The organism is Novosphingobium sp. FW305-C-30-35, assembly GCF_058783135.1.
Genome location: NZ_JBYSYJ010000001.1, coordinates 1,352,501 through 1,378,323, shown reverse-complemented (window position 1 = coordinate 1,378,323; position 25,823 = coordinate 1,352,501). Strand labels below are relative to the sequence as shown.

At 64.8% G+C, this 25,823-nt stretch carries 26 protein-coding genes and 1 riboswitch (1 of these 27 cut by a window edge); of the genes, 7 read left to right on the top strand and 19 right to left on the bottom strand.

Features of this window, described 5'->3' with window-relative positions:
- Nucleotides 1-82: 82 nt before the first annotated feature.
- The 5 genes from ftsE to AC3WLM_RS06845 are packed head-to-tail and all read left to right on the top strand — an operon-like array spanning nt 83 to nt 4,281.
- Entirely contained in the window at nt 83-832 is a 750-nt protein-coding gene (gene ftsE, locus AC3WLM_RS06865; protein ID WP_039333651.1) for a cell division ATP-binding protein FtsE, read from the top strand.
- Nucleotides 829-1,764, top strand: a complete 936-nt coding sequence (locus AC3WLM_RS06860) for a cell division protein FtsX (RefSeq protein ID WP_492476969.1) — start codon at nt 829-831, stop codon at nt 1,762-1,764. The genes ftsE and AC3WLM_RS06860 overlap by 4 nt, the downstream gene beginning before the upstream one ends.
- Nucleotides 1,761-2,321 carry a YdcF family protein gene (locus AC3WLM_RS06855; RefSeq protein WP_492476968.1) on the top strand — a complete coding sequence of 187 codons (561 nt, stop codon included), beginning with the start codon at nt 1,761-1,763 and terminating at the stop codon, nt 2,319-2,321. The genes AC3WLM_RS06860 and AC3WLM_RS06855 overlap by 4 nt, the downstream gene beginning before the upstream one ends.
- Nucleotides 2,318-3,016: a lysophospholipid acyltransferase family protein gene (locus AC3WLM_RS06850; protein ID WP_492476967.1), complete on the top strand. Its 699-nt coding sequence runs from the start codon at nt 2,318-2,320 to the stop codon at nt 3,014-3,016. The genes AC3WLM_RS06855 and AC3WLM_RS06850 overlap by 4 nt, the downstream gene beginning before the upstream one ends.
- Entirely contained in the window at nt 3,013-4,281 is a 1,269-nt protein-coding gene (locus AC3WLM_RS06845; protein ID WP_492476966.1) for an NRAMP family divalent metal transporter, read from the top strand. Before AC3WLM_RS06850 ends, AC3WLM_RS06845 begins: the two co-directional genes overlap by 4 nt.
- On the opposite strand, the gene AC3WLM_RS06840 is transcribed toward AC3WLM_RS06845, so the two are convergent.
- The 15 genes from AC3WLM_RS06840 to AC3WLM_RS06770 all read right to left on the bottom strand — a co-directional run bounded on the left by AC3WLM_RS06840 (nt 4,264) and on the right by AC3WLM_RS06770 (nt 19,290).
- A complete protein-coding gene (locus AC3WLM_RS06840) occupies nt 4,264-5,208 on the bottom strand; it encodes a prephenate/arogenate dehydrogenase family protein (RefSeq protein ID WP_492476965.1) in 945 nt (314 codons plus the stop codon). The two genes, AC3WLM_RS06845 and AC3WLM_RS06840, sit on opposite strands and share 18 nt — an antisense overlap.
- Nucleotides 5,205-6,320 carry a histidinol-phosphate transaminase gene (gene hisC / locus AC3WLM_RS06835; RefSeq protein WP_492476964.1) on the bottom strand — a complete coding sequence of 372 codons (1,116 nt, stop codon included), beginning with the start codon at nt 6,318-6,320 and terminating at the stop codon, nt 5,205-5,207. The genes AC3WLM_RS06840 and hisC overlap by 4 nt, the downstream gene beginning before the upstream one ends.
- A gap of 191 nt (nt 6,321-6,511) precedes the next feature.
- Nucleotides 6,512-7,834, bottom strand: coding sequence for an ammonium transporter (locus tag AC3WLM_RS06830; protein ID WP_039333662.1), 1,323 nt, complete (start codon nt 7,832-7,834; stop codon nt 6,512-6,514).
- 35 nt (nt 7,835-7,869) lie between these two features.
- Nucleotides 7,870-8,208: a P-II family nitrogen regulator gene (locus AC3WLM_RS06825; protein ID WP_039333663.1), complete on the bottom strand. Its 339-nt coding sequence runs from the start codon at nt 8,206-8,208 to the stop codon at nt 7,870-7,872.
- A gap of 210 nt (nt 8,209-8,418) precedes the next feature.
- Nucleotides 8,419-9,132 carry an endonuclease/exonuclease/phosphatase family protein gene (locus AC3WLM_RS06820; RefSeq protein ID WP_492476963.1) on the bottom strand — a complete coding sequence of 238 codons (714 nt, stop codon included), beginning with the start codon at nt 9,130-9,132 and terminating at the stop codon, nt 8,419-8,421.
- A 7-nt stretch (nt 9,133-9,139) separates the two neighbouring features.
- A complete protein-coding gene (locus AC3WLM_RS06815) occupies nt 9,140-9,697 on the bottom strand; it encodes a pyridoxamine 5'-phosphate oxidase family protein (RefSeq protein WP_492476962.1) in 558 nt (185 codons plus the stop codon).
- Nucleotides 9,697-10,569, bottom strand: a complete 873-nt coding sequence (locus AC3WLM_RS06810) for an alpha/beta fold hydrolase (protein ID WP_039333667.1) — start codon at nt 10,567-10,569, stop codon at nt 9,697-9,699. The genes AC3WLM_RS06815 and AC3WLM_RS06810 overlap by 1 nt, the downstream gene beginning before the upstream one ends.
- A gap of 59 nt (nt 10,570-10,628) precedes the next feature.
- Nucleotides 10,629-12,149, bottom strand: coding sequence for a peptide chain release factor 3 (locus AC3WLM_RS06805; RefSeq protein WP_492476961.1), 1,521 nt, complete (start codon nt 12,147-12,149; stop codon nt 10,629-10,631).
- An 11-nt stretch (nt 12,150-12,160) separates the two neighbouring features.
- Nucleotides 12,161-13,045: an aldose 1-epimerase family protein gene (locus tag AC3WLM_RS06800; RefSeq protein WP_492476960.1), complete on the bottom strand. Its 885-nt coding sequence runs from the start codon at nt 13,043-13,045 to the stop codon at nt 12,161-12,163.
- Entirely contained in the window at nt 13,042-15,432 is a 2,391-nt protein-coding gene (pheT, locus tag AC3WLM_RS06795) for a phenylalanine--tRNA ligase subunit beta (protein WP_492476959.1), read from the bottom strand. The genes AC3WLM_RS06800 and pheT overlap by 4 nt, the downstream gene beginning before the upstream one ends.
- Nucleotides 15,429-16,529, bottom strand: coding sequence for a phenylalanine--tRNA ligase subunit alpha (gene pheS / locus AC3WLM_RS06790; RefSeq protein ID WP_427466401.1), 1,101 nt, complete (start codon nt 16,527-16,529; stop codon nt 15,429-15,431). Before pheS ends, pheT begins: the two co-directional genes overlap by 4 nt.
- A 44-nt stretch (nt 16,530-16,573) precedes the next feature.
- Nucleotides 16,574-17,452: a helix-turn-helix domain-containing protein gene (locus AC3WLM_RS06785; RefSeq protein ID WP_492476958.1), complete on the bottom strand. Its 879-nt coding sequence runs from the start codon at nt 17,450-17,452 to the stop codon at nt 16,574-16,576.
- A gap of 132 nt (nt 17,453-17,584) precedes the next feature.
- Nucleotides 17,585-17,947 (bottom strand): 50S ribosomal protein L20, encoded by a 363-nt coding sequence (rplT, locus tag AC3WLM_RS06780; protein WP_039333676.1) that lies wholly within the window; start codon nt 17,945-17,947, stop codon nt 17,585-17,587.
- A gap of 13 nt (nt 17,948-17,960) precedes the next feature.
- Entirely contained in the window at nt 17,961-18,164 is a 204-nt protein-coding gene (rpmI, locus tag AC3WLM_RS06775; RefSeq protein WP_039333769.1) for a 50S ribosomal protein L35, read from the bottom strand.
- 205 nt (nt 18,165-18,369) lie between these two features.
- Nucleotides 18,370-19,290 carry a homoserine O-succinyltransferase gene (locus tag AC3WLM_RS06770; RefSeq protein WP_492476957.1) on the bottom strand — a complete coding sequence of 307 codons (921 nt, stop codon included), beginning with the start codon at nt 19,288-19,290 and terminating at the stop codon, nt 18,370-18,372.
- A gap of 48 nt (nt 19,291-19,338) precedes the next feature.
- Nucleotides 19,339-19,458: riboswitch (SAM-I-IV-variant riboswitch) on the bottom strand.
- 129 nt (nt 19,459-19,587) lie between these two features.
- On the opposite strand from AC3WLM_RS06770, the gene AC3WLM_RS06765 reads away from it, so the two are divergent.
- Nucleotides 19,588-19,764, top strand: a complete 177-nt coding sequence (locus tag AC3WLM_RS06765; RefSeq protein WP_039333680.1) for a (2Fe-2S)-binding protein — start codon at nt 19,588-19,590, stop codon at nt 19,762-19,764.
- A 107-nt stretch (nt 19,765-19,871) separates the two neighbouring features.
- On the top strand, nt 19,872-20,351 hold the full coding sequence (bfr, locus tag AC3WLM_RS06760; RefSeq protein WP_118073027.1) for a bacterioferritin: 480 nt from the start codon (nt 19,872-19,874) through the stop codon (nt 20,349-20,351).
- 23 nt (nt 20,352-20,374) lie between these two features.
- Here the strand turns inward: bfr and atm1 are convergent, their stop codons facing one another.
- From atm1 to AC3WLM_RS06740, 4 genes are all read right to left on the bottom strand, one after another.
- On the bottom strand, nt 20,375-22,201 hold the full coding sequence (gene atm1 / locus AC3WLM_RS06755; protein ID WP_492476956.1) for a heavy metal ABC transporter ATP-binding protein/permease Atm1: 1,827 nt from the start codon (nt 22,199-22,201) through the stop codon (nt 20,375-20,377).
- Nucleotides 22,202-22,287: 86 nt separating this feature from the next.
- The gene (locus AC3WLM_RS06750) at nt 22,288-23,205 is read right to left on the bottom strand and encodes an aspartyl protease family protein (RefSeq protein WP_039333773.1); all 918 of its coding nucleotides are present in this window, start codon (nt 23,203-23,205) and stop codon (nt 22,288-22,290) included.
- 97 nt (nt 23,206-23,302) lie between these two features.
- Nucleotides 23,303-24,826, bottom strand: coding sequence for an oligosaccharide flippase family protein (locus tag AC3WLM_RS06745; protein WP_492476955.1), 1,524 nt, complete (start codon nt 24,824-24,826; stop codon nt 23,303-23,305).
- A gap of 2 nt (nt 24,827-24,828) precedes the next feature.
- Nucleotides 24,829-25,823: the 3' portion of a glycosyltransferase gene (locus AC3WLM_RS06740; RefSeq protein ID WP_492476954.1), read on the bottom strand. The gene runs 61 nt beyond the window's last position; the window shows 995 of its 1,056 coding nt (coding positions 62-1,056); its start codon lies off the right edge, out of view — the gene reads right to left on this strand; its stop codon occupies nt 24,829-24,831.

Here is a 25,823-nt window from a genome sequence, read left to right as displayed (position 1 = left end):
GCCTTTTTTCCACATGGATTGCCGCGTATAGCCCTTGGGGCGTAACGATCGGCGCAGAACAAACGGGTACAGTCTCCACCTCATGAGCCAGCCAGACGACGCGGAGATTGTCCATTTCGACAACGTCGGCCTGCGCTACGGCACGGGCAAGGAGGTGCTGACCGACGTCAGCTTCACGTTGTATTCCGGGCGCTTCTACTTCCTCACCGGTGCATCGGGCGCGGGCAAGACGAGCATGCTCAAGCTGCTTTACCTTGCCCAGCGCCCTTCGCGCGGGTTGATCCGCATGTTCGGCACCGATGCCATCACCCTGCCGCGAGAACGCCTGCCCGGTTTCCGTCGCCGCCTCGGCGTCGTGTTCCAGGACTTCCGCCTCGTCCCGCACCTGTCTGCGTTCGACAACGTGGCACTGCCCCTGCGCGTGGCCGGCGTGCCCGAGCGGGACATCGTCAAGCCCGTTTCCGACATGCTCGAATGGGTAGGCCTCGGCGATCGCAGCAATGCCCGCCCCGCTACGCTTTCTGGTGGTGAACAACAGCGCGTCGCCATTGCCCGCGCGGTGATCGGACGCCCCGACATGCTTGTGGCTGACGAGCCGACCGGTAACGTCGATCCCGAGATGGCAGTCAAGCTGCTGCGCCTGTTCGAGGCATTGAACCGCCTCGGCACGACCGTGGTCGTCGCCACCCACGACGTGCACCTTATCCAGAAGGTTCCGGAATCGCTGATCATGCGGCTGGACAAGGGCCGCCTGTCCGATCCCACCGGCGCCCTGCGCTATCCGCCGCGCCGCGCCGCCGTTCCGCCGCGCCCGGACGTGCTCGGCGCATGAGCGTACTTCCCGCCATCACCAGCGCCCTGGGTGGCGACTGGCGCGAACGCACCAGCGCGGAAAGCCGACTGCTGCCTCAGGGCAAGCTCTCCGGCCCGATGCCCTGGGTCATCGCGATCATGATCGGCCTGACTGTCGTTGCCACCGCCAGCGGCCTCGCCTTGCGCAACACGGCCCGGGCGGCGAGGGCCGATGTCGCCGGTGGCGTCACCGTCCAGATCGTCCACGGCGCCCCGCGTGAGCGAGACCGTCAGGCCCGGGCTGCACTCGCTGTCCTGAAGGCGACGCCGGGCATTGCCGAAGCGCGCCTCGTCCCCCAGCAGGAGCTGGACGCGCTGGTGGAGCCTTGGCTCGGCACCAGCGCGGGCGACGATGTCAACGCCCTGCCGGTGCCCGCACTGATCGATGTCCGCCTCGCTGGAAGTGCCGATCCCGCGCGGGTCAAGGCCTTGGGGCAGGCCGTCCGGCGCAAGGCACCGGCGGCTCGGATCGACGCGCAGGCCAGCTGGCTCGCTCCGGTGTTCGAGGCGGTCCATGCGCTGCAATGGCTCGCTGGCGGCCTGATCGCGCTGCTCGCCTTTGCTACCGTCGCCACGGTGCTGCTGGCTTCGCGCAATGCGCTGGGCAACCACCGCAGCACCATCGAGATCGTCCACATGCTCGGCGGCACCGACAGCCAGATCGCTCGCATCTTCCAGCGCTCGATGGCAGTGGACGCAGCCGCGGGCGGCATCGGCGGCCTGCTGCTTGGCGTGGTCGTGACAGGGCTTCTCGGCCGCCAGTTTGCCGCGCTTGGTTCGGGGATGATGGCCGCCGGTGGCCTTGCCTGGAGCGACTGGGTTGCAATCTGCTGCATTCCCCTGGGCGGCGTCCTGCTCGCCGTCCTCACCGCGCGGCTGACCGTGCTCAGCGCCTTGAGACGCATGCTGTGACCAAGCGGGGCATCTTTCGCCGTCTGTTTGCGCTCCTGCTGATCGCGTGGGCGTTGGGCTTCATCTGGTTTGCGGTCTTCCTGCCGCGTCCGGTGGTTGAACCGGTCCGCACCGACGGCGTTGTCGCGCTCACCGGCGGGGGAGGGCGCATCCCGCATGCGCTCAAGGTGCTGGAACGCGGTCGCGCCAGCAAGCTGCTTGTCTCGGGCGTGGACCGTGAAGTGCGCCCGCGCGAGTTCGCCGCCGAATACAAGGTGCCCGATCGCCTGATGCTGTGCTGCATCGTGTTGGGCTACGATGCGGTCGACACGCGTTCAAACGCGGTCGAGGTCACGCGCTGGGTCAAGGAGAACAAGCTGCGCTCCGTCCGTCTCGTCACGACGGACTGGCACATGCGCCGCGCCGCGTTCGACCTTTCGGCCGAAGCGCCGACCAATCTCATCATCGTCGAAGATGCCGTTGTGTCGAAGCCCAGCTTCCGCATCCTCTTCATCGAATACAACAAGTACGTTGCGCGCCTCGTCGTCTGGCTCGGAGCGAAAGCGATCGGTTGGTGATCTTGCGCAATCTGCTATCCATTCCCCGCAGCCTGCTATTTTACGCCGCGTTCTATGGCGGCTCGGTGTTCTTCGTGCTGGGCTCCCTGGCGCTGATGGCGCTCTGGCGTGATGGCTTTCGCGCGGTGGTGCGCGGCTGGGGCGGCTGGCACCGGCTCTGCGCGCGCGTCCTGCTCGGCATTCGCGTCGAACTGGAAAACCCGGTGTTCAAGCCCGGCGTGCTCTATGCCATCCGCCACGAAGCCTTTTTCGAGGCGATCGACCTGCCGTGGCTGTTCTGCCTGCCGGTGGTCTTCGCCAAGGCGGAACTGATGAGCATACCCGGTTGGGGGCTCGCCGGCCGGAACTACGGCCTGATCTCGGTCGAGCGCGAGGCAGGCGCGCGCGCCCTGCGTACGATGCTGACCGAGGCTCGCCGCCTGATCGCCGAGGGCCGCCCTCTGATCATCTTCCCTGAAGGCACCCGTGTCCCGCATGGGCAGCGCCGCCCCCTTCAGGCAGGCTTCGCGGGGATCTACAAGCTGCTTGGCCTGCCGGTCATCCCGGTCGCGGTCGACAGCGGTCCGCTGTATCATCGCACGTGGAAGCAGCCGGGTATCATCCGCTATCGCTTTGCCGAGGAAATCCCGCCCGGTCTCAAGCGCGAGGAAATCGAGGCGCGCGTCGAGGCCGCGATCAACGCGCTCAACGCATGAGCCAATCTGCACCGAGCGAGGAGGAGAAGCGCTCGCTTGTCGAAGTGCTTGGCCCCGGCCTGATCACCGGCGCCGCTGACGACGATCCATCGGGTATCGGCACCTACAGCCAGGTCGGCGCGCAGTTCGGTTATTCGCTGGCCTGGTCGATGATCCTGGCCTTGCCCCTGCTCGTCTCGATCCAGGCGATCTGCGCGCGGATCGGCGCGACGACGGGGCGCGGCATCGCCCACAACCTGCGCCGCCACTACCATCCCGCGCTGCTGCGCACGATGGTTGCGCTGCTGCTTGTCGCCAACGTCATCAACCTCGGCGCAGACCTTGGCGCGATGGGTGCGGTGCTGGCTCTGCTGACACCGGGGCCGGAACACCTGTTCGTGCTGCTGTTCGGCGTCGCGAGCGTGCTGGCTGAAGTTTTCGTCTCCTATGAACGCTACGCCCGCATCCTCAAATGGACGACGCTCTCGCTGTTCTCCTACATCGCCGTGGTGCTGGTCGCCGATGTCGATTGGAGCGCGGCCCTGCGCGGCCTGACAGTGCCCAGCTTCGCGCTTGATCGCGATCACACCATGGCGCTCGTTGCCATCTTCGGCACCACGATCAGCCCGTACCTGTTCTTCTGGCAGGCGGGTCAGGAAGTGGAGGAACGCCACCGTCGCCACGCCAAGCCGCTGTGCATCACCCCGCGTGAGGCTGGCCCCGAACTGCGCCGCATCCGCAACGATACGCTGACCGGCATGGGGTTCTCCAACGTGACTGCGCTGTCCATCGTCATGGCCACCGCCGCGACGCTTCATGCGAGCGGCTTGACCGAGATCCAGTCTGCGCAACAGGCTGCCACGGCCCTGCGCCCCATTGCCGGTGATTTCGCCTTCGCGCTGTTCGCGCTCGGCGTCATCGGCACCGGACTGCTCGCCGTGCCGGTCCTGGCCGGATCCGCCGCCTATGCGGTGAGCGAAACCTTCCGCTGGACCGAAGGGCTTGATCGTCGCCCGCGCGAGGCCAAGGCCTTCTACGCCGCCATCGCGCTCGCAACGCTGGGCGGCGTTGCCCTGAATCTCATCGACCTGGACCCGATGCGCGCGCTCTACTGGGCAGCGGTCGTCAACGGTCTGCTAGCCCCGCCGCTGATGGTCGTCACCATGATGATCGCACGGAACCCTCGCATCATGGGTCGCCTCGCCATCTCGCGCCGTCTTGCCGTGGGCGGCTGGCTCTCCACCGCCGCGATGTGGGCCGTGGCCCTGCTATTCCTGTTCGGCTGAAGCCTTCTGCCCATTATGATCGCTGCGCCCGAAGTCGGGCCGCGCGTCGTCTTGGCCCATCTCGATGATGCCGCGGCGGATCGCGCGGGTTCGGGTGAAGTGGTCGAACAGCACATCACCATCGCCCTTGCGGATCGCCTTCTGCAACTCGGTCAGGTCCTCGGTGAAGCGCTGCAGCATTTCCAGAACTGCGTCCTTGTTCGAAAGGAACACGTCGCGCCACATCGTCGGGTCCGAAGCGGCGATGCGGGTGAAGTCGCGGAAGCCGCCGGCGGAGTACTTGATCACCTCGCTCTGCGTGACCTGCTCGAGGTCAGATGCGGTGCCGACGATGGTATAGGCGATCAGGTGGGGCAGGTGGCTGGTCACGGCCAGCACCTTGTCATGATGTGCGGCGTCCATCGTCTCGACCCGCGCGCCCAGCGCCTCCCAGAACGCCAACAGCCGCGCTGACAGCGCCGGGTCTGCGTCCGCAGGTGGGGTGACGATGCACCAGCGGTTGCGGAACAGCGTGGCGAACCCTGCGTCCGGCCCGCTGCGCTCGGTCCCTGCCACCGGGTGCGCCGGGATCACGTGATGGCCCGGCAGAGCCTCGGCAAGAGCCGCGGCCACCGTCTCCTTTGACGAGCCCACATCACTGACCAGCGCATCCTTGGCCAAGCCCAGCGCAATCGCCCGCGCGGCGGCGCCCATCGCGCCCACGGGTACGCAGAAGATCACCAGATCAGAACCTTGCGCCGCTGTCTCGGCGCTTTCGGCAATGTGGTGTGCCAGCCCAAGTTCCGCCGCCTGCGCGCGCACGCCGGCATCGGCATCCCATCCGATCACCGTCATGCCGGGCAGGAATGCCTGCACCGCATGGCCGATCGACCCGCCGAGCAGACCCAGCCCGACGATCGTGACCTGTCGGAAGGGCGTGTCGCTCACTTCGCGCTCTCGCACATGGCGCGGATGGCATCGGCAATCTCGTCCATCTGCACACGCGTGCCGATGGTGATGCGCAAGGCCTGCGGCAGGCCTTGGCCCGGCAGCCAGCGCGTTATGTAGCCGTGCTCCATCAGGCCAAGGTAGACGTCCTCGGCGCTGACCTTGCCCTCGAACAGGATCAGCACGAAGTTCGCCTTGCTCGGCAGCGGTCGCACGCCATGGTTGCCGAGCGCTTCCAGCTTCTCGACAAAGCGCGCGCGTTCGGCGTTGTTGTGCTTGCGCGAGGCGATGACAAAGGCCTGGTCCTGCACCGCCGCGAGGCCCGCCGCCTGCGCCGTGTTCGACAGGTTGAACGGTCCGCGAATGCGGTTGAGCATGTCGACGATGTCGGCATGCCCGGTGCCCCAGCCGATGCGCTCTCCGGCAAGGCCATAGATCTTCGAGAAGGTGTGCGTCACCAGCACGTTCGATGCCCGCGCGGCGAGTTCCAGCGCGCCATCGTCATCCGCCGGATCAAGATACTCGGCATAGGCTCCGTCCAGCACCAGGAGCACATCGCTGCGCAGCCCTGCATGGAGCCGCTCGATTTCGGCGCGCGGCAGCCAGCTGCCGGTGGGATTGTTGGGGTTGGCAAGGAACACCACCCGCGTCTTGTCCGTCACGCAGGCGAGCAGTGCATCGACGTCCGTGCCGTAATCGGCATCCGGCGCCACCACCGGCACTGCGCCACAGCGCCGCGCGGCAATGTCGTAGACCGAGAAGCCGTAGCGCACGTAGAGCACCTCATCGCCCGGCCCGGCATAGGCCTGCGCGGCAAGGTTGAGCAGCTCGTCGGAGCCGGTGCCCATCACGATCCGCGCGGGATCGATGCCGTGAACTTCGCCGATGGCCTTGCGCAGTTCCGTGCTGTCCGGATCCGGATAGGTCGCCGGATGGGCAGCCATCCCCCGCGCCTCGAGCGCAGCCGCGCTGGTGCCCAGCGGATTCTCGTTGGCGGAAAGCTTGGTCAGCTTCTGCCCGTCCTTGCCGGTCGACTTGCCGGGGACGTAGGCGTGAATGCCGAGAATCCAGTCTTTCGGCCGAGGAGCGGGAGGAGTCGTTGCGTTTGCCATAACGCCCCGCGCCTTACGGTCTGCCGGGGTTCCGGGCAAGCGAACCGCCGATCGCGAACAAAAAAAGGGCCGGAAGCGGGCTAGCGCTTCCGGCCTTAGTCTGTTCGCAGGAGGAACAAGGTTTGGCGGGGAGGGAGATGAGAGGGAGAGGATCTGGCTCTCCAACCCCGCCAATTCGGGAATTCAGGTAATCAGTAGTTGTAAGCGCGCTCGCCGTGCTCACCGAGGTCGAGGCCTTCGCGTTCGACTTCTTCGGTGACCCGCAGACCGGTGACAGCCTTCGAGACATACATGGCGATGACGGTGGCAACTGCAGCCCAGCCGATGGTGGTGACGACTGCCATGATCTGCACGACCAGCTTGGCACCCATGTCGTAGTCTTCCGCGCCAGGTCCGCCGAGCGACGGAGCGTAGACGATCGCGGTGCCGATGGCGCCGACGATCCCGCCCACGCCGTGGATGCCGAAGGCGTCCAGGGCGTCGTCATAGCCGAGCTTCGGCTTGACCACGGTGACCATGTAGAAGCAGACGATCGAGGCGATGGCACCCAGGACGATCGCGCCGAACGGGCCCGAGTTACCGGCAGCCGGGGTCACCGCGACGAGGCCGGCGATGATGCCTGAGCAGAAGCCCAGCGCCGAACCCTTGTGGCCGGCTGCACGCTCGGCGAGCATCCAGAACAGACCGGCAGAAGCGGTGGCGACGAAGGTGTTGATCATGGCAAGAGCGGCCGAACCGTTGGCTTCGAGAGCCGAACCGGCGTTGAAGCCGAACCAGCCCACCCACAGCAGACCGGTGCCGATGCTGGTCATGGTCAGCGAGTGCGGCGCCATGATTTCCTTCTGGAAACCGATACGCTTGCCGAGGATGAGGCAGGCCACCAGAGCCGAGACACCGGCGTTGATGTGCACGACCGTACCACCGGCGAAGTCCAGTGCGCCCATGTCGAAGAACAGGCCGCCCGCTGCCCACACCATGTGCGCAATCGGGAAATAGGAGATCGTCAGCCAGACGGCGGCGAACACCATGATCGCCGAGAACTTCATGCGTTCGACCACCGAACCCAGCACCAGCGCCACGGTGATCGCGGCAAAGGTCATCTGGAAGCAGATGAACACGTATTCCGGAATTTCCACGCCGGCAGTGAAGGTCGCAGCCTGGCTCGAGGCGTCGACGCCCGAGAGGAAGAACTTGCCCCAGCTGATGAAGGCATTGCCTTCGGGGCCGAAAGCGAGGCCGTAGCCGAACATCACCCACATCAGCATCGCGAGACACGCGACGGCGCCGATCTGGGTCATCGTCGCGATCATGTTCTTGGTGCGGGTCAGGCCGCCGTAGAACAGCGCGAGGCCGGGAAGGATCATCATCAGGACGAGAATGGTCGAGACCATCATCCAAGCGGTATCCCCCTTGTCGACGGTGGCGGCAGGGGCCGCCTCCTGTGCGAAAGCGGCAGTGGCAGCGAAGAGCGAAGCGCCCGTTCCCGCCAAGCCACCGATCATCTTGCGGATCATGTTGGTTCCCCTAAGGTCGGAAATGGAAGGCGCGCTCAAAGCGCGGTATCCCCGGTTTCACCGGTGCGAATGCGCGTGGCCGATGCGAGGTCGAGGACGAAGATCTTGCCGTCGCCGATTGCTTCGGTGCTGGCAGCCTGCTGGATCGTTTCCACGATCTGCGGCGCAAGATCGTCGCTCGCAGCAACCTCGATCTTCACCTTCGGCAGCATGTTGGTCGAGTATTCGGCGCCACGGTAGATTTCGGTCTGGCCCTTCTGCCGACCAAAGCCCTTCACCTCCGACACCGTCATCCCAGCAACGCCCAGCCCGGACAGTGCTTCACGCACTTCGTCGAGCTTGAACGGCTTGATGATGGCGATGATGAATTTCATTCATGCCCCCTTCTGTTGCCCTCAACGCCGGGCGACCTGCCGGCGAGGAGTATTAAGCAAGGGGCGTGCCAAATCCGAATTTGTACGGATTCAGCCTTTCACGGGAACAAAAATGGCCACGTGGTGGTTATGCGCGCTCGATTCTTGTGCAGCCAAACCGGCGTGCCCAATTTTTAGGCAGGGTCCGGTGCACGGATTCGGAGCACCGATTCAGGGCAGGACCAGTTCGGCCCAGACCGGCAGGTGGTCCGATCCCACCGCGGCAAGCGGACTGTGGTGCACACCCAGGCCCCCCACCCGGAGCCCATCACTCACCACGATCCGGTCAAGCTGCGCCACGGGCCGCCGCGATGGAAAGCTCCGTCCCGGCGCAAGGACCTTCAGCGGCGCGGCGAACGCTCCCAGTGCGCCGCCCGACGGCGACCATTCGTTGAGATCGCCCATCATCACGACATGGCCGGGTTCGGCGTGCCCGGCGACATGCCCGCACACCGTCTTCACCTGCTGGCGGCGGCGCAGGCCGGAAAGATCGAGATGCATGCCCACCACGCGCACCAGCGCGCCGCCCATGCGCAAGGTGGCACAGACCGCCCCGCGCGGCTCGATTGTCGGCAATGGCACGGCGCAGGCTTCCACAACTTCGATCTCGCGCCGCACCAGCAGCGCATTGCCGTGCCAGCCCATGCTCGCTCCGGTCCGCGCCCGATCGTAATGCCCCGGCTCCACGGCACGCCACGGGCTGTGGTCGTCAAGCGTGGCGCGGGGAATCACCGCCTCGCGCAAGCCGAAGCGGCGGTCCGCTTCCTGCAGGGCAATCACGTCGGCATCGATCTCGCGCAGGATCGTCATGATCCGGTCGGGATCACGCTGCCGGTCAAGCCCGACGGCCTTGTGGATGTTGTAGCTGGCGACCTTGAGTTTCAAACCGACGTCAGGCCCCTGAAATATAGCGGTCGGTCGGCGTCACGGGCAGTCCGTCGATGCTGCTGGTGCGCGCCGCCATCTTTGCTTCCCAGGCCGCAGGATCGGATTGCGCGTGGTACTTCACCAGCGTTTGCCGCTCCTGCTCGAGTGTCATCAGCGGCACGCCCCAGCCACAGCTTGTCTGCACGCTGTCCACCGCGATGTCGAAGATCTGGCGTGTGCCTGCCAGAACCGTGAAATGCGCTGCCAGTTCCTGCCATGCGGGATCGGCAGGAAGCACCGGCTTGCCGTACCCATACAACCGAAGGATCAGCGCAGGCTGCTGGAAATTGGTCATCATGATCGTGATGCGGCCATCGGCCATCAGATGCGCGTGCGTCTCGTTGCCCGATCCGGCAAGGTCAAGATAGGCCACGCGATTTGGTCCAAGCACCCGGAAGCAGTCATAACCCTTGGGCGAAAGGTTGATCCGCCCTTCCGCTGCGGCCGTGGCCACGAAGAACACCGACTGCTCCCCGATCATCGCCTCGTGCTCGGGCAGGATGCAGTCGGTGAACTTTGCCATCAGAGGAAGTCTTTCAGCGTCGCGATGAACTTGTCGAACTGGTCGTGGTGCAGCCAGTGCCCGGCGTTCTCGAACTCGATCACCTCGGCATTGCGGAAGTGCTCGATCATCCCGTTCTCGACCGGATTGCCGGCCCAGGAATCCGCGCCGTTCAGCAGCAGGGTCGGACAGGTGATGGCCTTCCACAGCTCGTTGCGCTGCTCGATGGTGATATCATAGGGCGCGCCATCGACGTTGAGATGCGGATCGAACTTCCAGCTGAACGTGCCGTCTTCGTTGCGGTTGATGCCGTGGCGGGTCAGGTGTCGCGCCTGCTCGTCGGTCAGGTAGGGGTTCTCGCCCTTCATGCGCGCATAGGCGTCCTCGAGCGTCGGATAGCGGCGCGGCAGGCGCCCGGCGGCCTTGCGCTTCTCGCCGATGAAATCCCGGACGCGCCGTGCGAAGGGCACGTTCTTCATCATCGCCTCGCGCTCGGGCGTCGGGAACAGCCCTTCGATGGCCACGATCTTGCGCACGTTTTCCGGAAACAGCCCGGCATAGCGCAGGCTGGTGTTCGCGCCCCACGAATGCGAGACAATCGTCACCGGGGCGAGGTCGAGCTGGTGGATCAGCTGGGCCACGTCATAGACGAGGTCCATCGTGCGATAGTTGCCGTCCTCGGTCCACTGGCTGTCACCGTGGCCGCGGTGGTCCATGGCGATGATGTGCCAGTCCTCGCGCAGGGCCTCGGCGGTCCAGTCCCACGACCGGCAATGGTCGCGCCCGCCATGGACCAGCAGCAGCGGCGGCTTGTCCGTGTTGCCCCAGTCCACATAATGGAGGCGCAGGCGCTGAGAGATGAAGGTGTTCGAACTGGGACCGAGTAACTGCATGGGCCGAGTAACTGCGCCGGATAGGCCGCGGTTTCAACCCCCGGATGCCGCTGGGCCCGCTACCTTTCCTTCGTTGCCGAGAAGGTCAGCTCAGGGTTGCGCTCCTGCTGGTAGCCCACATCCCATGACGATCGCGCCATGAAAACGGGGTCGCCATCGCGATCCTTGGCAAGGTTCGATGCATTGAAATCGGCAAAGGACTTGAGCGCCGCGTCGCTGCCCTTGAGCCAGCGTGCGGTATCGAACGGCGAAGGTTCGAGCACCGCCTCGACCTTGTATTCCGCCTCGAGGCGCGAAACCAGCACGTCGAGCTGAAGCTGGCCGACCACGCCGACGATCCACTGGCTGCCGATCTCCGGATAGAATACCTGGATCACGCCTTCTTCGGAAAGGTCGTCCAGCGCCTTGCGCAGCTGCTTGGTCTTGGTCGGGTCCTTCAGCACCACGCGGCGCAGGATTTCCGGCGCGAAGTTCGGCAGCCCCGTAAAGCGCAGGTCGTTCCTTTCCGAAAGCGTATCGCCCACGCGCAGGGTTCCGTGGTTCGGGATGCCGATGATGTCGCCCGCCTGGGCGGTGTCGGCAATCTCGCGGTCCTGCGCGAAGAACAGGATCGGCGAATGCACGGCGATCGGCTTGCCCAGGCCCGAAGGCGTCAGCTTCATGCCCCGCCTGAACGTGCCCGAGACCATGCGCATGAATGCGATACGGTCGCGGTGCTGCGGGTCCATGTTGGCCTGCACCTTGAAGATGAACCCGGTCACGTCGGGCCGCTCCGGTTCCACCGTGCCTTCGCTCGACTTCTGCGGGCGCGGCGGCGGAGCATAGCGGGCAATCGCATCGATCAGCTCGGCAACGCCGAAGTTCTTCAGCGCCGATCCGAAATAGACCGGCGTCAGGTCGCCATGGCGATAGGCTTCGAGATCGAACTCGGGGTAGCCGGCGCGGGCCAGTTCGATTTCCTCGGCAATGTCCTCGGGTATGTCGACCGCGGGTTCGCGCTTGCCCAGGAATTCGCGGCTGTCACCTTCGGGACGGGCGATGGTTTCGTCGGCGAAGTTCATCACGCCCTGAAAGATCCCGCCCATGCCGATCGGCCAGGACATCGGCACGACGTCGAGCGCCAGCGCATCGGCGACTTCGTCCAGCGTCTCGAACACCGAACGGCCTTCGCGGTCGACCTTGTTGACGAAGGTGATGATCGGCACCGAGCGCATGCGGCAGACTTCGAACAGCTTGCGCGTCTGCGGCTCGATACCCTTGGCCGCGTCAATCACCATGATCGCCGAATCGACCGCGGTCAGCGTGCGGTAGGTGTCTTCGGAAAAGTCCTCGTGGCCCGGCGTATCGAGCAGGTTGAAGACAACGCCGTCCTTCTGGAACGTCATCACCGACGACGTCACCGAGATACCGCGCTGCTGCTCGATCTTCATCCAGTCCGACCGCGCGCGGCGGGCGGCCCCGCGTGCCTTGACCTCGCCGGCAAGGTGGATCGCGCCGCCCTGAAGCAGCAGCTTCTCGGTCAGCGTGGTCTTGCCCGCGTCAGGGTGCGAAATGATGGCGAAGGTGCGGCGATTGGACATGGGGAGCGCGGTTAGCGCGGGTTTACGGTCACGTCCATGCGGAAGCTGCGCGTCGCGCCGGGATCGAGCAGGACGACGCCGGGCTTCTCGCGGAAATCGCCGGTGAAGCCTGCGGGGTCGGCGTAACCCTGCCACGGCTCGATGCAGATGTAGCGCGCGCCCGGAACCTGCCAGACGCCCATCGACGTCGTGTCGGGGAAATGGAGGTCGAGAGTGGTCCCGCCATCGGTGCCATAGGTGAGCGACTTGCTCTCGAACACGTCCCAGATCAGCGCATCGTTGCGGAACAGGTCTTCGTGCAGCCGCAGCTCGCGAGAGTTCGCAGGGCTTGGCACGGAGTTGGGGGAGAGTTCGCCAGAGTTGGGGGTGAGTTGCCGTAGAGTTGGACTTTCGCCCTTTTCAAAGACAAGCTTATGATCTTCCTTGGGAAAATCCCCGGGAAGCGGCCATGCGAAGGCCGGATGGAAGCCGAAGCTGAAGGGCAGCGCTTCCGCGTTGGGATTGAACACGCTGACCTCGGTGTGCAGCGTCATGCCCTCGATGCGGTAGGCCACTTCGAGCACGAAGCCGAATGGATAGACCGCCCGGGTGCTTGGTGAATCGGTCAGGCGGAAGCGTGCCTCGGCCCCTTCGGCATGAACCGGGGCGAAGGCACTGCGTCGTGCAAAGCCATGTTTCGGCATGGAAAATTCGCGACCATCAAGGCGCAGCGTGTCACCCGACAGCGCCCCGACGATCGGAAACAGGAAGGGCGCGTGACCCGACCAGAAGGCCGGGTCCGCATCGGTCATGTATTCCGCGCCCGCAGCGTCGGTCAGCGACCAAAGCTCTGCGCCCAAAGGATTTATTTGCGCAGTCAGCTCCGCGCTGGCGATGGTGACGAGATCGTCACTCATCCGCGCAGGACACCGCCGAGCTTGGCAGCAGCAGCCACCACCTTGTCCGAAACCGCCTTGAGCGTCGCCTCATCGAACGACTTCTCGACCGGCTGGAGCGTCACTTCGATGGCAAGGCTCTTCTGGCCCTCTGGCACGCCAGCCCCGCGGAAGTCATCGAAAATCCGTGCCGAAACAATGGCCTGCTTGTCCGCACCCTTGACAGCACGGAGCAGATCACCTGCTGGAACCGCAGCATCGACAAGGAAGGCAAAGTCGCGCGTCACCGCCTGAAGTGCAGGTGGCGCAAAGTGCGGGCGGGCGAACTGGCCGGGGCCCTTGCGCGGCGGGATGCGGTCGAGGAACAGCTCGACCACCGCCACGGGACCATCGAGATCGAAGGCCCTGGCGGTTGCCGGATGCAGCATGCCGAAGCGCGCCAGCACCTGCTTTGGCCCGAGGCGCAGGGTGGCCGACTGGCCGGGGTGGAACTGATCGCCAGCCTCGCCCATGACCTGCAGGTTGTCGACCGGAGCGCCCGCTTCTGCAAGCAGCGCCAGCGCTTCGGCCTTGGCGTCGAATGCGTCGAACGGCCTGGCCTTGCCAGTCGCCCAGCCGCGCGAGACGGATTCGCCTGCCAGAACAACGGCTAGGCTCAGCTTTTCGTCGCTCGCGCCATTGGCGCCGCGCAAGTAGCGGCGGCCGATCTCGAACAGGCGCACCGAGGTGGCGCCACGGTGGAGATTGCGCTGGGCGGCCGAGAGCAGGCCGGGCAGCAGCGAGGGGCGCATGACCTTGAGGTCTTCGGAGATCGGGTTGGCCAGCGCCCAAGTTTCCTCGCCATCGGCAAAGTGCGCGGCTTCCTTCTCGGGCAGGAACGACCACGTCACCGCTTCATGCAGGCCACGCGAGGCAGCCGCTCTGCGGACCCGGCGCTCAAGCGTCTGCACCGCAGTTGCGGTCGGCTTGGCCACACCATCTGCGCGCGGCAGCGGCGTGGAAGGCACGGCATCCAGCCCGTGGACGCGGATCACTTCCTCGACGATGTCGGGTGCGCCGTCCACGTCCGGGCGCCAGGTCGGCACGGTGACGGTCCAGTCTTCGGCCACGTCGAAGCCGAGCGCGGCAAGGATGCGCTTCTGTTCGCCATTGCCGACGTCGATGCCGCCAAGGCTCCCGGCCAGCTTCGGATCATAGGCCACGGTCTTGCGCGCCAGTGGCGGCTGCCCTGCGCGCACGACTTCGCTCGCTTCGCCACCGCAGATCTCGAGGATCAGACTGGTCAGCAGGTCGAGCCCGGTATCGAGGAACGCCGGATCGACGCCACGTTCGAACCGCCCGCGCGCGTCGGAAGCTAGCGCCAGCGCCTGCCCGGTGCGGGCGATGGAAGCGGGATCGAAGTACGCGACTTCGAGCAGGACGTCGGTCGTCCCGTCCGAGCAGCCCGAATCTTCGCCACCCATGATCCCGGCGATGTCATGCACGCCGGCATCGTCGGCAATCACCGTCATCCACGGCTGCAGCGCATATTCCTTGCCATTGAGCGCGAGGCAGGTCTCGCCTTCGCGCGCCTTGCGGGCCACGACCGCGCCCGAAAGCTTCGCCAAGTCATAGGCGTGAGCCGGGCGGCCATAGCCGAGCATGACGTAATTGGTGATGTCCACCAGCGCCGAGATCGGACGCTGGCCCGCGCTCTTCAGGTAGTCCTGCAGCCACTTCGGGCTTGGCCCATTCTTTACGCCACGAATCACGCGGCCGTAGAAGGCGGGGCAACCTTCAGGATCGTCGGTGCGCACTTCGACCGGGCAGGGGAAGCTGCCAGCAACCGGCTTGGCTTCGATCGGCTTGAGCACGCCCAAGCCCGCCGCAGCGAGATCGCGGGCGATGCCGTGAACGCCCATGCAGTCCGGACGGTTGGGCGTGATCGCCACGTCGAACACCGGGTCCGATCCGAGGTAATCGGCAAAGGTCGTGCCGAGCGGCGCGTCTTCGGGCAGTTCGATGATGCCGTCATGCTCTTCGCCAAGGCCAAGCTCGCGCGTCGAGCACATCATGCCGTTGGATTCGACGCCGCGGATGGCGGACTTACGAAGTTCCATGCCATTGGCCGGGACCACTGCGCCGGGCAGGCCGAGCACGCCGACAAGGCCTGCACGCGCATTGGGCGCGCCACAGACAACCTGCAGGGGCGAACCATCACCAAGATCGACGGAGAGCACCTGCAGCTTGTCAGCCTGCGGGTGCTTCTCCGCCGTCAGCACGCGGGCGACGCGGAAGCTCTTGAGCGCCGCCGAGGCATCTTCGACGCCTTCGATCTCCAGGCCCAGCGAGGTCAGCTTTTCGGCGATGGTGCGGGAGTCGGCCTTGGTATCGAGGACCGACTTCAACCACGAAAGCGAGAACTTCACGAACGTACTCCAACACCGCCGGAAAGGGTCGGCACATCGAGCGCGCCGAAGCCGTAGTGGCCAAGCCACCGCACATCGCCATCGAAGAAGGCGCGCAGGTCATCCATGCCGTACTTGAGCATGGCGAGGCGATCGACGCCGGTGCCGAAGGCGAAGCCCTGCCATTCATCGGGATCGAGCCCGCCGAATTCGATGACCTTGCGGTTGACCATGCCGCTGCCCAGCACTTCCATCCAGCCACCGTTCTCCGCATCGCCGCTGCCGCCAACGACGCGCTTGCCGTTGATGAGCGTGTAACCGACGTCGACCTCGACCGAAGGCTCGGTGAAGGGGAAGTAGCTCGGGCGCAGGCGCAGGACGATGTCGTCCCGTTCGAAGAAGGCCTTGAGGAAGGTTTCCAGCGTCCACTTGAGATGGCCGAGGTGGATGCCCTTGTCGATGACGAGGCCTTCGATCTGGTGGAACATCGGCGTGTGCGTGGCGTCCGAATCCGAACGATAGACGCGGCCCGGGGCGATGATGCGGATCGGCGCGCCTTGCGCAATCATCGAGCGGATCTGCACCGGCGAGGTATGCGTGCGCAGCAGCATCGAACGGCCTTCGGCATCCTTGTCAGGGAAATAGAAGGTATCGTGCATCGCGCGCGCCGGATGCGTCTCGGGCATGTTGAGCGCGGTGAAGTTGTGCCAGTCGTCCTCGATCTCGGGACCGCTCGCGACGGCGAAGCCCATGTCGGCGAAGATCTCGGCCAGTTCGTCCATGACCTGCGAAACCGGGTGGACCGAACCCCTGGGCGCTTGCGGCGCGGGAAGGGAAAGGTCGACCGTTTCGGCCGCGAGGCGCGCTTCGAGCGCGGCGCTTTCCAGTGCGTTCTTGCGGTCTGCGAGGGCGGCGGTCACCGCTTCGCGTGCGGCGTGAATCTTCGGGCCTTCGCTCTGCCGCTGGTCCGGGGTCATCCCGCCAAGCGACTTGAGCAGGGCGCTGACCCAGCCCTGCTTGCCGAGCGCGGAGACGCGGATCGCCTCCACCGCTTCGGGCGTGCCTGCTTCCGCAATGGCCGCGAGCGTTGCGGCCTGCTGTTGATCGAGGTTTTCCATCGGCAAGCCGCTAGCCGCAAATGCGCCGGAATCAAAGTCTGGAGTTAAGATCGAGTGGGGGTGTGCAGGGCTTGAACCGCCGCGCCGACGAACTCCTTCCGTGCGCGCATGACTTCCTGCAGCACGGGCTTGGGGCAATGGGCATATTCGCTCGGGCTCATGCCCATGAAACGGTGGAAGTCCCGAACGAACTGGGCCTGATCATGGTAGTGACCATCGATCGCGCCGATCCACTTCAGCGACGGGTCCATCATGTATTGCACGAGGCTGCGCATGAAGCGCTGGCGACGCAGGAGGAGCCGGGGCGGGAAGCCGAAATGCTTGCGGCACAGGCGCTCCACGGTGTGGGTGGGCAACTGGGTCGCCTCGGCCATCTCGCTGACGGAAGCGATGTCCGGATCGACCAAGGCGGCGTGGCAGGCGACAATGCGTGGATCGTCTTCGACGTCGGCCGCCAGGTTCTGTTCGAAGAAGCGGGTGATGCGCGAAAGTTCAGCCTGCTCGTCCTTCTCCTTGCCGAAGACCGAGGCTGCGAGAGGACGGAAGGGGGCAAGGAAAGGCTCGCTGGCGACGTCATAGATATGATCGGCGTGCGCATTGGCGGGCTGGCGCACGAAGCGCGCCCAGCCCAGCGGCAAGAGGCCGATGCCCCAGATGCGCGTGGTGCCGGTGGTGAATTCCAGAGTGGTGCTCGTCGGCCCGGTGGCGTTGGCCTGGACGCCCGCGAATGGAGGCCGATCCGGCAATTGCGAATCCGGAAAGTCGCCCTGGTAGATGCGGATGTTTGCCCATTCAGGGTGGAGGTGATCGGTCACCCGGCCTTGGGGCACGTCGATCTCGGTCAGGTAAAATGTCGTGAAATAGCGCTGCAGCGGCTCTGGCGGCCGATGGAATCGAACCCGGACTGTGCAGTCCCCGGTCAAGCTGTGCGCGCCCCTGTTTACTTTAGTTATGTGTTGTTCATCCGCACCCTGCACTGCGCTTGCGCGAATCGCAACGAAAAAGGGCGGCTCCCGAAGGAACCGCCCTTTTGTTCAGCCTGCTTGCAACGCCGATCAGGCGGCGGGCAGGGCAGCCTTCGCCTGAGCGATGACGGCGGTGAAGATCGCACCTTCGTTCATCGCCAGGTCGGCCATGGTCTTGCGGTCGAGCTCGATCCCGGCAAGCTTGGTGCCATGGATGAACTGCGAGTAGGTCAGGCCTTCGGCGCGGACAGCAGCGTTGATGCGCTGGATCCACAGGGCGCGGAAGCTGCGCTTCTTGACCTTGCGGTCGCGGTATGCGTACTGGCCGGCCTTTTCGACGGCCTGACGGGCGACGCGGATGGTGTTCTTGCGACGGCCGCGATAGCCCTTCGCCTGATCCAGAATCCGCTTGTGCTTGGCTTTGGTGGTTACACCACGCTTGATACGGCTCATAGTTCAGCGCTCCTCAGTTCAGCCCGTAGGGCGCCCACTTCTTGATCACCTTCGCATCGGCGTCGGAGATCACGTCAGTGCCGCGGTTCTGGCGGATATACTTGGCGTTGTGGCTGATCAGGCGGTGGCGCTTGCCGGCAACGCCGTGCTTCACCTTGCCGGTGGCGGTGAGCTTGAAGCGCTTTTTCACGCCGCTCTTCGTCTTCATCTTGGGCATTTTCGTCTCCTGATTTCGACGCGTCCGATCTGCCTTGGCAGCCCTTGTGGCCAGGCCGATCATCGAATCCGTGTCGGTTGAAGGTGGGGCCGTTAGGGGATGCGGCGCGGAAAGGCAAGTGTTGTGGAGTCTTGGCACGGTGCGCCCTGGCATCAGCAAAGGGCTGGCGGCACCGGCCCGCGCCCCCGCGAACCGGCGTCGCTTTTCATTTCCCGATATCCGCCAGATCGTATGGCGTCGTCTGGTACGTCTCGTTTACCCAGTTGCCGTAGAGCAGGTGGCCGTGGCCGCGCCAGGTGTTGGCGGGCATGGCCTGGGGATCGTCACCGGGGAAATAGTGGCGGGGCAAGTACTTGCCCTCCCCATTCTCGTTGGCGTCCCGCGCATATTCGCCCGCCAGCGTCAGCGTATCGTACTCGAGATGGTTGAACATGTGCAACGTGTTGTGGGCCGGGTCATCGATCAGGCACAGGCCGGTTTCGGCGCTGTCGGCAAGGACCGAAAGGCCGCGACCTTCGGGCAGGTCCTCGCGGCGCACTTCGCTCCAGCGCGACACAGGCACGTCGAACACATCGGGCAGGCCGCGCATGAAGGGACTGGCGGGCGCGTGGTTGATGTGGCGGAACACGCCCGAGGCCTTGGTCGGCAAGGGGTGCTTCTCGATGCCATGGAAATGATGCAGCGCGGCCATCGCGCCCCAGCACACCGACAGCGTGCGGTGCACGTTGGTCTGCGACCAGTCGAAGATGCGGGCGAGCTCGTCCCAGTAACTGACCTCTTCATAAGGAATCGTCTCGACCGGTGCGCCGGTGACGATCAGGCCATCGTACTTCTCGGCACGCAGGTCCTCCCACGGACGGTAGAAGGCCGAGATGTGACCTGCCGAAGTGTTCTTGCTGACGTGGTCGGAAATGCGCACCAGCTCAAGCTCGACCTGCAGCGGAGTTGCGCCCAGAAGGCGGGCGATCTGGGTCTCGGTGGTGATCTTGTCGGGCATCAGGTTGAGCAGGGCGATCCGCATCGGGCGGATGTCCTGGCGCGCGGCCTCGGTCTCGCTCATCACGATCACGCCCTCGGCCTCGAGTGTGCGGCGGGCAGGGAGATTGTCGGCAATCCTGATCGGCACGTGCAACGTCTTCCTCAAACCTGAGGGAGAAGACGCTCTTCACGGTGTCCGTGTCCGTTTGGTTGCCGGATCGGCCGCATCCCCTTTCTGCTTGCGGCAGATCGGGTACCACCTTGCCCGGATCGGCAGGTTGGCGTTGGAGCGTCACTCCAACTCTCGATGTAGGACGACAGATAGAACCGCCTTGAAAGCTTTGCAACGGGGCGAAGGTGCAGGATGTCACTTGCTATTGCGATCCAGTCTCATTATTAATGCGAGTCATTGGCAGGAAGCGTGCTGCCCTGGAGTTTCAGTGCAATGTTCATCTGCATCTGCAATGCCATCCGCGAGAAGGACATCCGCGCCACTGCCCGCTGCCACGCCGGCAATGCAGAGGAGATCTACGGCCGCATGGGCTTCAAGCCGCAGTGCCGGCAGTGCCTTGATGATGCCGAGGACGTGATCGCCGACGAGCGCGCCTGCGCGCTGGCATAAGTCCCACGTTGCAAAGTGTTGCAGGCACCCGGTGCGAGTCGTTCGCGCTTTATGCCGTCCATCCTGCAGCGTAACGTCGCTCCATCCATTGCAAAGGAGCCAGCGCGATGAAGGGCGATGCCAAGGTCATCGAATATCTCAACAAGGCCCTGCTCAACGAGCTGACCGCGATCAACCAGTACTGGCTGCACTACCGCCTGCTCGCCAACTGGGGCGTCAAGAAGCTGGCCGAGTACGAGCGCCACGAATCGATCGACGAGATGAAGCACGCCGACATGCTGGCGGACCGCATCCTGTTCCTCGATGGCCTGCCCAACTTCCAGGCGCTCGGCCGCCTGCGCGTTGGCGAATCGGTGGAGGAGATTCTCAAGGCTGACCTTGCCTTGGAGATGGATGCCCTGCCGCTGCTCAGGGACGCCATCGCCCACTGTGAATCCGTGCGCGATTTCGTCAGCCGCGATCTTTTCGCCAAGATCCTCGAGAGCGAGGAAGAGCATGTCGACGTGATCGAGAAGCAGTTCGACATGATCGAGCGCATGGGCCTGGCCAACTACATCCAGCTCAACAGCGAAGCCGCCGAAAGCTGATCCTGGCGCTGCGAAGCGGCCTCCTACTCGGCCGCTTCGCTCACTTCCGCGCTTTCCGCCGCCTGACGCGCCCACATTTCGGCGTAGAGGCCATCGCGGCGCAGCAGGTCGGCGTGGTTGCCTTGTTCTGACAGGCGCCCCTGATCCAGCACGAGAATCGTGTCGGAATCGGCAATCGTCGACAAGCGGTGCGCGATCGAGATCGTGGTGCGGTGGCTGGCGACGGCGCGCATGGTGGAGAGGATGTCCTGCTCCGTGCGGGTATCGAGCGCACTGGTCGCCTCATCGAACAGCAGGATTGGCGGGTTCTTCACAAGGGTGCGCGCGATGGCGACGCGCTGCTTTTCGCCGCCCGACAGCTTCAGGCCGCGTTCGCCGACTTCGGTGTCATAGCCTTGCGGCAATCGCGCGATGAAGTCTGCGATCGCCGCGCCCTTGGCGGCGGCCTCGACCTCGGCCATTCCTGCACCGTCACGACCATAGGCGATGTTATAGCCTATAGTGTCGTTGAACAGCACCGAGTCCTGCGGAACGATGCCCAGTGCGGCGCGCAAGGAAGCCTGCGTCACGCCTGCAATGTCCTGCCCGTCGATCAGGATACGCCCGGACCACGGGTCATAGAAGCGGAACAGCAGGCGCGCGATGGTCGACTTGCCCGCGCCTGATGGGCCGACGATGGCCACGCGGCTGCCCGCAGGCACTTCGAACGACAGACCGTGCAGGATCTCGCGATCGCGGTCATAACCGAACACGACATTGTCGAACGTCACCGAGGGCCGGTTCACCACCAGCGCAGGCGCATCGGGGGCGTCTGCCACTTCGATATGCGTGTCGATCAGGCGGAACATTTCGGCCATGTCGATGAGGCCCTGCCGGATGGTGCGATAGACCATGCCGAGCATGTCGAGCGGGCGGAAGAGCTGGGTGAGGTACGTGTTGACGAAGACAAGGTCGCCGACCGTCAGCCGCCCTTGCGACCAACCATAGACCGTCCACGCCATTGCCCCCGCCATCAGCAGGTTGACGATCAGGGCCTGCGCGATGTTGAGCAGGCCAAGGCTGTTTTCGCTCTTCACCGCGGCATCGGCGTAGGCGCGCGCGGCGGAGGCGTATCGCGCTTCCTCGCGCGATTCGGCGCCGAAGTATTTCACCGTCTCGTAGTTCAGCAGCGAATCGACCGCGCGGGCCAGCGCCTGGCCATCGAGCCGGTTCATCTTCTCGCGCAGCGCCGTACGCCATTCGGTGATGGTGCGCGTGGCGTAGACATAGGCGATCACGGCAAGGATCGTCGCCGTGACCAGTCCCAGCCCGAAGTTCAGCCAGAAGATCACGATGACCGCCGTCAGCTCGATCACCGTCGGGGCAATGTTGAACAGCAGGAAATAGAGCATCGTGTCGATGCTCTTGGTTCCGCGCTCGATCACCTTGGTTACCTCGCCGGTGCGGCGGGCGAGGTGGAAGCGCAGCGACAGCTTGTGGAGGCGGGCGAAGACGTTTTCCGCCAGATGCCGCGTGGCGTCCTGGCCAACGCGCTCGAACACGATGTTGCGCAGGTTGTCGAACAACACCCCGGCAAAGCGACCGAGGGCATAGGCCAGGACGAACGCCAGTGCGACAGTCAGGGCAGGCTGAGCGCCTGCCGGAAGCGTCATTGCGTCGACGGCTTTCTTGTATGCGAATGGCAGCGCAAGTGTCGTCGCCTTGCCGAGCAGTACCATGACCACCGCGCCCATGACCCGGCGGCGCAGGACCGCATTGTCGGCAGGCCAGAGGTACGGGAGGAAGCGCTTGAGCGTGGCCCAGCCATCGTGGCGGGCGTCTTTGGGACTCGTCGGTGTATCAGGTGGCATGGGTTCCCACATAGGGAACGTGGACGGCTATGCCAGAGCTTTGAAAGTTTACAGCGGCAAAGGCGGCCTTGCAGGCAGACTGGCAATCAGAACCGGATGCTCCTGTGCGAGTCCGGCATTGCGGTCCCGGGCGGCAGGTCGAACAGCACGCGCCTTGTCGCGAAGTCGATCGCCACCCGCCTGAACATGCGCATCTGCGCCATACCCAGCAGGATTGCCGGGCGCTTGACCAGATCGAGCCGGTGGAACGCCGGGGAGTCGGCAAAGGCGAGGGGAGTATTGTGGATCTGCAACCCTTCGATCTCGATCGTCGAGGCCATGACAATATCCGCATTGAGCGCCTGGCCCGTCACCGAGAACAGTGTCGTCTGCTCGGTGCGGTTGCGGCGGGCCATGGCCTTGCGCAGCGCAAGGTTGCCGATCGAGCTGTCAGACCCGGTATCGAGCACGACGTCGGTGTGGACGCCATCGATGATCGCGTTGGTCATGATCAGCTGGCCCGAACGCCGCTTGGCCTTGACCACGATCTCGAAGCCTTTCGTGCCGCCCAGCGATGCGGCATCGCCAATGGCGATGCGATTGGCGCCGAAGTCTATCAGCACGCGCTGGTCCTGCAGGCTGTCGAGCCCGACGATGCCTTGCGCGCCGATATGCTCGGCTTCCAGCAGCGGCGCGGTCAGGGTATAATATGTCCGCTTGCCGAGGCTTATCTCCTCGACATCGACCAGTTCCACTTGGTGCGAGCCTGCCACGCCGACGACCACGCCATTGCCGGTCACAGGCAGGCCCAACCCTTGCGCCACCTGCCGTGAAAGGACCGTGCGCTCGGAGCCGGTGTCGATCAGGAAATCGTAGGGGCCGCTTTTCCCGATCAGGACCGGGACAGTCATGCGATCATGTCTGTCCCGTTGGAGCTGCACAAGCTCGTCAGCAGGTGATGGGAAGGGCTGGGTCGCCGGTTCGCTGGCGAACGCCGGCGGCACGATGCTGGCCAGCGCAAGCATGAAAAGCCTTCGCGAAAACACCGGCAAAGGGTGGCCCTGTGGCATGGCGACTTCTCCCATGCCTGATTTACGCCTGCATGGGCGCCTTGGCGAGTCCTTAGCGCGTGGCGGGGGACGAGCGACGAATGAGCGCCAGCAGTCCGCGAGCGATCTCGTGGATCTCGGCGTAAAGCGGATGGCCGAGCACTCGCAAGGAGGCGAGCCACAGCACGATCCCGAGCGCAACAGTCGATGCGGCCTGCACCAGCCCGAGTTCGGCGGGACCTTGCCCGATGAAGAACCCCAGCAATAACGGCAGGACTGCGGCCAGCGAGACGGCGGCACTACGCAACCAGCCCAGCAGGATGTCGCGGTAACGCAGCTCGAGTGTCGAAGCCAGCAAGGGCAGGTAGATCACGACCCATAGCCCGGCATGTATCACGCGCGAGGCGGCCACCCATTCCAGCCCCAGCGGCGCAGTAAGTGCGATCAGCACCACGGACAGCACCGTCTCGATGACCATGCAGCGCATGAGCGGCTTCAGCCGTCCCATAAGCACCGGCAGGTCTGCATAGAGCGGCAGCGCGACGTAGCCGATCTGCGAGAGCGCAACCCAGGTGAGCAGGGGCGCCGCTGCCATCCAGCGCTCGCCGTAAAGCAACCTGATCAGGGGCTCGCCGAGCACCGCGATGCCCGCCATGGCCGGCCAGGTTACCCCGGTATAGGCCGCCAGCACGCGCAGATAGGGTGGCCCCAAGGGTTCACCGCTATCGCGGATCCGGCGAAACGCGGGATAGAAGACGCCGGTAACCGCACCCGCGATCAGCAGGCGCAACTGCAGGGCCAATCCCGATGCGCGCGCAAAGAGGCCGACAGCGGCGCTGTCGATCATGCGCCCGATGACCAGCTCCGGCGCGCGGGCAGAGAGTGAACTGCAGACCACTTGTACGGTGTTGGTGCCGCCCAGTGCCATGACGTCTGCCGCGCGCGCTATCTTTGGCGGCCACGGCAGCATGCCGCCCGAACGCCACTGACTGATGAGCAACCGCGCCGCCTGTTGTGCGAAGGCCCCCCAGGCGAGGGCAAGCGCGCCATGACCAAGGATCGCCAGGATCAATGCGGTCAAGGCGTTGGCCACCGCCGCTCCGACCTCGATCATCGTGTTCGAACGATAGTCCATGCGGCGCTGGCAGGTCGCCTGGGGGACGATCGCCAGCGGCACGAGCAGGTAGGATGCCGCGATGACCAGAGTGATCGGCAGCAATTGCGGATCGCCATAGAAGACAGCGATCGGCCAGGCACTGGCGAGAGCGAGAAGCGCTATCCCCCAGGCGAAGACCACCGAAATCGTGAAAGCGGACCGCAGTTTCTCTGCCGTGAGATCGCGCTCTCCGTTGATATAACGCGTGACGCCGAAATCCTGCAGGAATGCGACCAGCGTGACCGCGGCAAAGGCGATCGAGAACCGGCCCAGCTGATCGGGCGTGATGTACCAGCGCGCGAGCACGATGCTGGCCACGAACTGCAGCGCAAAGGAGGCATATTGCGAGATCAGCGCCCAGACGGCTGCCGCGCGGACAGACATCATCGGTGCGCCAGTCCGGTCGGTTGTCTGGTCGGCGGGTGATTGCGGAGCGGCCATCGTCAAATACGCAGGAGCAGGGCTATTGCCAGTCGCATGGCGCGTAATGGCACGCCGAACAGGACAAGACGCATTACCGTGCGCCAAAGCTCTGGTCCGTTGCCCCCGTCGCGAACATGGCCGATCAGGAGGGGGAAACCTGCGCCGCGCATGGCATCGCGCGAATAAATGGCGCCCCGCGCAACCTTGTCCCGGATCTGGCGAGACAGGCCCGGAGTGTCGAACACCCGGTCCAGCGCCTCGACGGCGGGAAGCTGCTGCATATGCTCTGTGGGATCCGGTCGGCCGAGCTGACGCTCGCGGTAGGCGAGTTGGGCAACGGCGGCCCCGTATTGCTGCGCGAACGCATGGCGGTTCGAAATCTGCCCAGCATAATGCCGATAGCTGAGCAGGCGTTCGGGAATGTTCGCCAGTTTCGTGACCGATGCCAGTCGCAGCCAGAGATCGTAATCTTCGCAATGCCGATAGGCGACGTGATAGCCCCCAACGGCGCGAACGATGTCTCGTCGCGCCATGATGGTGGGATGGCTCAGCGGGCTGCGCTGCTCTATGATGGCGAGAACATCGTCGAAGGTGACAGGGTGCTCGGGCGCATGCGTCACGAACGGTCGGTCATACTCGTCAATGTCCTCGGTCCACGTACCAATGACGCCGTGATCCGGATTGGCCTCGAGAAAGGCAACTTGGCGCGCGAAGCGATCCTGCCGGCAGACGTCATCTGCGTCCATCCGGGCGAACAAGGGAGCACGCGCTGCCGCCAGCAGTTCGTTCAGGCTGGCAATGAGGCCCCGATTCTCTCTCGCAATCACCCGGATGCGCGAATCCTGCGCGGCGTGGTGCCTGGCGATCTCGACGCTGCGATCATTCGATCCGTCATCCAGTATCAGGAATTCGAAGTCGGCGAAGGTCTGCCGGCGCACGCTGGCGATGGCTGCATCGAGGAACCGCTCACCATTATAGACGCTCATCGCGACGCTGACAGCCGGGGTGACAGGCC